At 56.1% G+C, this 8,502-nt stretch carries 5 protein-coding genes; 2 read left to right on the top strand and 3 right to left on the bottom strand.

Going from position 1 to position 8,502, the window contains the following annotated elements; all coding sequences use genetic code 11:
• Positions 1 to 699: 699 nt before the first annotated feature.
• The 3 genes from Q0482_RS09190 to Q0482_RS09180 are packed head-to-tail and all read right to left on the bottom strand — an operon-like array spanning position 700 to position 4,457.
• A complete protein-coding gene (locus Q0482_RS09190; protein WP_299145676.1) occupies positions 700 to 2,316 on the bottom strand; it encodes a CTP synthase in 1,617 nt (538 codons plus the stop codon).
• Positions 2,317 to 2,358: 42 nt separating this feature from the next.
• Positions 2,359 to 4,026: an arginine--tRNA ligase gene (gene argS / locus Q0482_RS09185; protein WP_299145674.1), complete on the bottom strand. Its 1,668-nt coding sequence runs from the start codon at positions 4,024 to 4,026 to the stop codon at positions 2,359 to 2,361.
• Positions 4,005 to 4,457 (bottom strand): DUF1934 domain-containing protein, encoded by a 453-nt coding sequence (locus tag Q0482_RS09180; protein ID WP_299145672.1) that lies wholly within the window; start codon positions 4,455 to 4,457, stop codon positions 4,005 to 4,007. The genes argS and Q0482_RS09180 overlap by 22 nt, the downstream gene beginning before the upstream one ends.
• Before the next feature lie 923 nt (positions 4,458 to 5,380).
• Here Q0482_RS09180 and amrA point away from each other — a divergent pair.
• Together amrA and Q0482_RS09170 are read left to right on the top strand one after the other, a co-directional pair.
• Positions 5,381 to 6,730 carry an AmmeMemoRadiSam system protein A gene (gene amrA / locus Q0482_RS09175; protein WP_299145668.1) on the top strand — a complete coding sequence of 450 codons (1,350 nt, stop codon included), beginning with the start codon at positions 5,381 to 5,383 and terminating at the stop codon, positions 6,728 to 6,730.
• Between the two features lie 1,037 nt (positions 6,731 to 7,767).
• On the top strand, positions 7,768 to 8,502 hold a 735-nt coding region (locus Q0482_RS09170), incomplete at its 3' end, for a radical SAM protein (RefSeq protein WP_299145667.1).

Below are 8,502 nucleotides of genomic sequence, written 5' to 3'. Positions count from 1 at the left end.
AGTTTTTAATGCCGCCTGTCGGCTGTGTGCCTTTGGCAATCCCCCCTCGCCACTGCGTGGCCCTCTCCCGCCCCGGTGGGAAGCGTGTCACTGGATTCTCAGTCGTCTATCGACTCCCTGCGAATCCAGTTCCCTTGCCACCTGACAAGCAGGGGGGCGCAAGAGAGTATATAGGCGCTCGCCACCCACCCCTTAGACAGGGGTGGGCAAGGACGTTACGTGCTGACCTTCCCGCCGGACACGGTCATTCTGAGCCGCAGGCGAAGAATCTTGGTGAGTGCCGCCAGTGACTCATCTGCCTGTAAATACCAGTCGGCGGGAATTAGCGACCTGCGGTCGCTCCCCCTTATCCGACTTCGCCGGACTTACCCCAAGGGAAGCGTGTCACTGGATTCTCAGGTCGCTGACGCTCCCCTACGAATCCAGTGACATGCTTCCCACCGGGCAAGGTGGTGGCGCCAGCCATCAAAGGGGGGATGCATTTCCGACGCCCGCAGGGCGGTTGTATGGTTTTATACAAACTGGCGCCTTCTATCAATTCATAGGCGCCCTACAACAACCCTCACGGCCGCAGGCCGTGTCAAACTTAAGCCCCTTAAGAACCTTCGGCCCATCGGGCCGTCAACCCTCAAGCCCTAAAGGGGCTTGTCCATCAAATCAAAAAAGCACCGCTTCCGCGGTGCTTTTCTTGATGCTTTATTATCCTTTATGATGTTCAATGGCTGCTTTCACCAGTCCTACGAAGAGGGGGTGCGGACGGTTGGGGCGGCTCTTGAATTCGGGATGGGCCTGGGTGGCTTCGAAGTAGGGGTGGTCTTTCAGTTCGATGGTTTCTACCAGGCGGCCGTCGGGGCTGGTGCCGCAGATGGAGAGGCCTGCTTTTTCCAGTTCGGGACGGAGGGCGTTGGATACTTCGTATCTATGACGATGTCTTTCGTATACGATTTCCTGGCCGCCGTAGAGTTCTCTGGCTTTGGAGCCTTCGGTGAGTTTGCAGGGGTAGATGCCAAGGCGCATGGTGCCGCCTTTTTCGGTAATGTCTTCCTGGTCGGGCATGAGGTCGATCACCGGGTACGGGGTTTCTTCGTCGAATTCGGTGGAGTTGGCACCTTTCATGCCGCATACGTCACGGGCGAATTCGATGACGGCGCACTGCATGCCCAGGCAGAGGCCCAGGAAGGGGATGCCGTTGGTGCGGGCATAGCGGATGGTGTCGATCTTGCCTTCTACGCCGCGGTAGCCGAAGCCGCCGGGGACTACGATGCCGTCGATGCCTTTGAAGACTTCCCGGAGGTCCGGTTTTTCTTCTTCCAGCACTTCGGAGTTAATCCAGTGGATGTTCACTTTGGTGCCGAAGGCGTATCCTGCGTGGGAGAGGGCTTCCACTACGGAGAGGTAGGCGTCGTGGAGTTCCACGTACTTGCCTACCAGGGCGATGTCCACGGTCTTGTCGGCGGAAAGGATGCGGTCCACCATGGCTTTCCAGTCTTTCATGTCGCAGGGGCTGTCGTCCAGTCCCAGTTTTTCCAGGGCAATGCGGTCAAGGCCTTCTTCCTGCAGGAGGAGGGGCACTTCGTAAATGCTCTTGGCGGTGAGGTTGTTGATGACGGCATTCGGTTCCACGTCGCAGAAGAGGGCGATTTTCCGTTTCATGTCGTCGGGGAGGGCCTTCACCGTGCGGCATACGATGATGTCCGGCTGGATGCCGATGGAGCGCAGTTCCTTGACGGAGTGCTGGGTGGGCTTGGATTTCAGTTCGTCCGCTGCTTCGATGTAGGGCACCAGGGTGACGTGGATGTAGAGTACGTCATTTCTGTTAGGTACGTCTTTCTTCACCTGGCGGATGGCTTCCAGGAAGGGGAGGGATTCGATGTCCCCTACGGTGCCGCCAATTTCGGTGATGACGATGTCGGCGTTGTCGTTTCTGCCTACCCGGAGGACCCGGTCCTTGATTTCATTGGTAATGTGGGGAATGACCTGGATGGTAGAGCCCAGGTATTCGCCCTTTCTTTCCTTGTTGATGACGGACTGGTAAACCTTGCCGGTGGTGACGTTGGAGGCCTTGGACAGGTTTTCGTCGATGAATCGTTCATAGTGGCCCAGGTCCAGGTCTGTTTCGGCGCCGTCGTCGGTGACGAATACTTCGCCGTGCTGGTAGGGGCTCATGGTGCCCGGGTCGATATTGATGTAGGGATCGAATTTCTGGATGGTAACCTTGTATCCTCTGTTCTTCAGAAGTCTGCCCAGGGATGCGGCGGTAATGCCTTTGCCCAGGGACGAAACAACGCCGCCGGTTACGAAGATGTATTTAGTCATGGGACCTCCTTATGAAATGGTTGACTCAATGGGAAAAATCTATCACATATGTTCCGGTGCCGAAAGCCCCAGGATATGAAGGGCATGGACCAGGATATACTGTACGGCTGTAATGAGGCCCAGTCTGGCCTTGGTGGTTTCGCTGTCTACGCCCAGGATCCTGCATTCCCTGTAGAAATGGTGGAAGAGGGCGGCCAGTTCATAGGCATATTTGGCAATGCGCTGGGGCGCTCTTTCCTGGGCGGCGCCGGCCACGAGCTGATGGTAGTTTTCCATCTTCTTGATGAGATCCAGTTCGCATTCTTCTGTAAGTTTTGTGAAATCGGTGTCTTTAAAGCTCTTGTCCCAGGAAACGCCGGCTTCCTTCGCCTGGGCAAACAGGCTGTGGATACGGGCGTTAGCATACTGGATGTAGTATACCGGGTTTTCGTTGGAGTGCTTCTTGGCCAGGTCGATGTCGAAGTCCATCTGGGAGTCCAGGGTGCGGGCGCAGAAGAAGTAGCGGGCTGCGTCGGTGCCTACTTCGTCCATCAGTTCCCGGAGGGTGACGGCCTCGCCGGTACGTTTGGACATTTTCACCGGTTTCCCGTCCCGAAGGAGGGTGACCATCTGGAGAAGCATGATTTCAAAGTCGTCGGGGTTGTAGCCCAAAAACTTCATGGCGGTCTTCAGACGGATGATGTAGCCGTGGTGGTCGGCGCCCCAGATGTCGATGAGCTTGTTGTAGCCCCGGCGGATTTTATTTCCTACATAGGCGATGTCGGAGCAGAAATAGGTGGGCACGCCGTTGGTGCGGATCACCACCCGGTCCTTGTCGTCGCCGTTTTTGGTGGTACGGAGCCACAGGGCGCCGTCCTTTTCATACATATTGTCTTCGTCCTTCAGTACCTTCAGGGCTGCATTCACCTGATCGGGGTACAGGGACTTTTCGGAGAACCAGTTGTCAAAGTCCACATTGAAATCGTGAAGGTCTTTCTTCAGAGCGGCCAGCTTTTCCTTCAGGCCCACTTCCTTGAAGATTTCCAGTCTTTCCTTCTCGTCCATGTCCAGGTATTTCTTTCCGTCCCTTTCCAGAATGTGGCGGGCGGTTTCCACGATATCCTGGCCATGGTAGCCGTCATCGGGAATCTCGGCGTCAATGCCGTTCAGCTGGAGGTAGCGGGCGTTGATGGATTCGGCCAGATGGTCGATCTGGTTGCCTGCATCGTTCACATAGTATTCGGACAGCACATCATAGCCGGCAGCGCGGAGCAGGTTCACCAGGGCAGAGCCGTAGGCAGCGCCCCGGGCATGGCCGATATGAAGGGGTCCCGTGGGGTTGGCGGAAACGTATTCCACCAGGACGCGGTCCTTCTTGTCCTTCGGCAGGTCGCCGTAGGAAGGGCCGGCTTTCAGGATATTCTTCAGTTCGCTGTAAACCGTGTCCCTGGCAAGGAAGAAATTAATAAATCCGGCACCGGCGATGTCCATGCGGGTCACCAGAGGCGTATCCATGTGCTTCACAATGGATTCCGCAATCATGCGGGGTGCCTTATGGGCCGTCCGGGCCCACTGCATGGCCGCATTGGTGGAATAATCGCCGAATTCCTTTTCCTTCGGCACTTCAAGGCGCTGTACCGGGGCATAGTCCCCTTCCGGCAGCTCGCCGGCAGCCACAGCGGCATCCTTTGCCTTTTCAATAAGTTCTTTCAGTTCTTCTCTGACTTCCATGAATATTCCGGATCCTCTCGAACATCAACAATAATTTCATTCAAATGGGTAAACAGACCTTCCAGCTCCACATCGTAGGAAAGGCGCATGCGCCCTTTGCCATGGACGATGGAATTTTCAATCTCACGGGTAACCACGGTGATTTTCATCATCCCCATGGGCGTCACATAGCCGGACTCCGATTTCTCTCCCAGCCGGTATTCCTGGTTCTGCAGGAAACTGCCGTCCCGGATGAGATTGATGTGGTCAGCATACATGCGGAGGGTAGTGGTGGTGCCTTCCATGCCCGCCAGCTTCGTCTCCCGGTAGGTAATATACTGCATGTCCCCGTCCTCTCCGTAAATACCCGGAGTTTCCAGGGAAATGGTCTCGTCCTTTCCGTTCTCGTCCCGCTGCAGGGAAGTCAAATTAATAATGACATGCTTTTCCAATACCCTTCACCTCCCCGGTCCATAAAATATCTACTTTATTATATCATAGATAATCCCATTCTTTTTCATAAGAATTATCCAAATACAAGACTACTCATTATACCATGGGGAAAAAGGGAGTGACAAGAGGGGGGGACGGGGCTTCGCCCCGAAGGTTGTGGGGAGAAAGGTTCTCAAGTTTGACCGGCCCGTTGGGCCGGAGGGTTCTTAAGATTGATGGGCCTACGGCCCAAGGGTTGTGGATTGCCCATGGAGCCACTGCGTGGCAGGGTTCAGAGGGTTCAGAAGGTTCAAAGGGTTCAGAAGGAAAGGTTGACGCCCGCTATGCGGGCGAAGGTTCTTAAGGTTCTTAAGTTTGACGGGCCTTTGGCCCGAGGGTGGTGGATTGCCGCTTCGCGGTGCACAGCGAACACATTTTGTAGGAGCGTCAGCGACGCACAAAATGTAGTGAGTCGTTTCCCCTTTAGGGGCAATGGAGTTTTTAATGCCGCCTGTCGGCTGTGTGCCTTTGGCAATCCCCCCTCGCCACTGCGTGGCCCTCTCCCGCCCCGGTGGGAAGCGTGTCACTGGATTCTCAGTCGTCTATCGACTCCCTGCGAATCCAGTTCCCTTGCCACCTGACAAGCAGGGGGGCGCAAGAGAGTATATAGGCGCTCGCCACCCACCCCTTAGACAGGGGTGGGCAAGGGCTGTACGCGCTGAACTTCCCGCCGGACACGGTCATTCTGAGTGCCAACGAAGGATGACAGGTGGGAGGCGGGAAGTCTGATGTCTGAACGTCTGACGTCTATCGTCTCTTTCAGGATTACGCCCCAAAGATAAACAGATTGCCGCCCCACTACCTGTCCTCTTTGCTTTTTCCCCTGAAAAACACTACACTAAAGGCAGAAGAGTGAGCAGCATATAGAAAGGAAGTGCTTTTTATGGATACCACCTGTATGGCGGCGGGGCTTTTCCCCCATCCGCCCATCATGATTCCCGAAGTAGGCGGCAGAGAGCTTTCCCGCATGGCCCTCACCGTGAGGACAGAGGAAGAAGCCATGAAACGCATGGTTTCCGAAGGCATAGATACGGTAGTGATTATTTCTCCCCATAACCTCTGTTTCTACGACGGTCCCGCCCTGTTTCTGGCAGATACCATTTCCGGAAGCCTTTCCGCCTTCGGACGGCCCGACCTGTCCATGACCCTCACCATAGACCGCATGCTGTCCGAAGCCATCCTGAAGGAAGCAGCGCCCCTCATCCCCCTCCACCGGGTGGATGAAGCCGAAGCCGCCCGATACGGCAAAACCCTTGTCGTGGACTGGGGCACCTTTGTGCCCATGTACTACCTCCTGAAAGCCGGATTCCAGGGACGGGCAGTCATGCTGTCCCCCTGCTTTTCCAATTATGAAATGAATGAAATCCTGGGCACCATTGCAGAGCGCTCCGCCGCCAAACTGGGACGCCGCATCGGTGTCATCGCCTCCGGCGACCTGTCCCACAAACTTACGAAGGACTCTCCCAACGGCTATACGCCCAAAGGCATCCTTTTCGACCGCGCCGTGATGGATGCCCTGAAAAGGCGGGACAAAAAGCCCCTCACCTCCATGACTCCCGATTTCATAGAAGAAATCGCCATGTGCGGCCTGCCGTCGGTGTACTTCCTCTTCGGCGTCCTGGGGAAAAGAAAAGCAGCCATGCCCTGCTTCTCCCACGAAGGCCCCTTCGGCGTAGGCTACGGCGTGTGCCTCTACCTGCCTGAAAATGAGCTGGAGAAAGAAGAAATTCACGATGAACGGGTGGAGCTGGCCAGAGAGAGCATCCGCTATTTTCTCGAACACGGCAAAATCATGAAGACTCCTTCCTCCCTTCCTGATGAATTCAAAGGAAGAGCCGGCGCCTTCGTGTCCCTCCATGAATTCGGCGCCCTCCGCGGCTGTATCGGCACCTTCCTCCCCTGCTATGAAAACGTGGCGGAAGAAATCATCCACAACGCCAAAGCCGCCGCCTGCGACGATCCCCGCTTCCCGCCCCTGGCGAAGAGAGAGCTCCCGGACCTTACCATTTCCGTGGACATCCTCTCTTCCCCCGAGCCGGCAGACATCTCCGGCCTTGACGCCAAAAAATACGGCGTCATCGTGGAAAAAGGCGCCCGCCGGGGCCTCCTCCTGCCGGACCTTGACGGCGTAGACACGCCGGAAGAGCAGATTGCCATTGCCAAAAGAAAAGCAGGCATTGGGAAAGATGAGCCGGTCAAGCTGTATCGGTTCACGGTGAAGAGGTACTATTGACGCGCCCTGAAGGGCGCGAGGGTTCAGAGGGTTCAGAGGGGAGCGCCCTTTGGGCGCAAAGGGGCGCGGCTGGCGCCGCAGGTTGTGTAGAAGGGTTGTGAGAAGAAAAGGTTCTCAAGTTTGACCGGCCTACGGCCGGAAGGTTCTTAGGTTTGACGGGCCTGCGGCCCGAGGGTTGCGGATTGCCGCTTCGCGGCAATAAGTTTTTAATGCCGCCTGTCGGCGGCATAGCTCGCTGCGCTCGCCCCCTTGCTTGTGCACATCCTGCATAGGATGTGCAAGTCAGCCAAAGTTGGCGCCTAGCCTGCCCATTAAGGCGCCTTCCTTTTGTCTGGCTGACCATGAAAGGCGGCCTGCTTTACTTTGAGTTTCTTTTCTATTCTTACCCTCATCCACCCCCTTCGCCACTTTGTGGCCCTCTTCTCCACGGGAAAACATGTCACTGGATTCTCAGGTCGCTATCGCTCCCCTACGAATCCAGTTCCTTTGCCACCCTAAAGGGGACGCAAGAGTTTGTGCCAATAAAGTTATTTGTGTCATTTCTATGTTCATCATTCTGCTGAAATTGGCCGACTTCGTCGGCCACCCCCTATCCGGCTGCGCCGGACTCCCCCCTATTCAGGGGGGAGAATAAAACCACTCTACCCCTTCCCGCAGAGTCATGTGGCACACTGTTCAGCGCCCATAGTGCCCCCTGAACAGGGGGAAAGGTGGTGCCGCAGGCACCAAAAGGGGGGTATTTCCATCGCGCCGCAGGCCCGGTTGTATGGTTTTCGCTGCCTCAGGCAGCATTTATACTCATCGCCGTTAGGCGATACCAAAACCCTCAGCGGCAAAGCCGCTGTCAAACATAAGAACCCTCGGGGCGAAAGCTCCGTCAATCTTAAGAACCTTTTCTCTCCCTTCTGAACCAGCCCGCTCTGTGGGCGGAACCGGAGCCGCCCAGGGCGACAGCCCGATGGCGGCTTGAACCCTTTGAACCCTCTTACATTCGGAAATACATGCCCGCACCCCATTTGACACAAAAGGAGGTTTCCATGGAATGTGCATTTTATGACAAAGAAAAAAGCGGCACCTGTCTCTGCCGCCTCTGTCCAAGGCGCTGCACCATTCTTCCTTCCCAAAGGGGCTGGTGCCGCACCCGGTGGAACGACCACGGCACGCTGAAGGCTCTCACCTACGGCCTTGTCACTTCCGCCGCCCTGGATCCCATAGAGAAGAAGCCCCTTTCCTATTTTCATCCCGGAAGCGTTATCCTCTCCCTGGGCAGCTGGGGCTGCAATATGAACTGCCTCTTCTGCCAGAACTATGAAATTTCCCAGAAGGAACCGGAAAGCCGGAAGGTTTCGCCCCAGGATGTGCTCCGTCTGGCCCGCGCCCTCACTGCCGAAGGAAATATAGGCGTGGCATGGACTTACAACGAACCCACCCTTTCCTTCGAATTCATCCGGGACACAGCGCCCCTGATCAGGAAGACGGGCCTTATAAACGTGATGGTTTCCAACGGCTTCATCAGCAGCGAAGCCCTGGACGTCCTCCTTCCCCTGATCGACGCCTGGAACATCGACCTCAAAGGCTGGAATCCCGATTTCTACAAAAACATCTGCGGCGCCGCCGGAAATCCGGTACGGGAAACCATCAAAAAAGCAGCGGCCGTTTCCCACGTGGAACTCACCAACCTGGTCATTCCTGATGAAAACGACAATCCCCGGGAATTTGAAGAAATGGCCCGGTGGATTGCCTCCCTCTCCCCAGCCATCCCCCTCCACATC

Source organism: uncultured Dialister sp. (assembly GCF_937959425.1).
Classification (GTDB): domain Bacteria; phylum Bacillota; class Negativicutes; order Veillonellales; family Dialisteraceae; genus Dialister.
This window is presented reverse-complemented; position numbering and strand designations above follow the sequence as displayed.

What these genes read in the sequence shown, in the direction of transcription:
- Q0482_RS09190 (WP_299145676.1), bottom strand. Translation starts at nt 2,316, where the DNA reads ATGACTAAATACATCTTCGTAACCGGCGGCGTTGTTTCGTCCCTGGGC.
- argS (WP_299145674.1), bottom strand. Translation starts at nt 4,026, where the DNA reads ATGGAAGTCAGAGAAGAACTGAAAGAACTTATTGAAAAGGCAAAGGAT.
- amrA (WP_299145668.1), top strand. Translation starts at nt 5,381, where the DNA reads ATGGATACCACCTGTATGGCGGCGGGGCTTTTCCCCCATCCGCCCATC.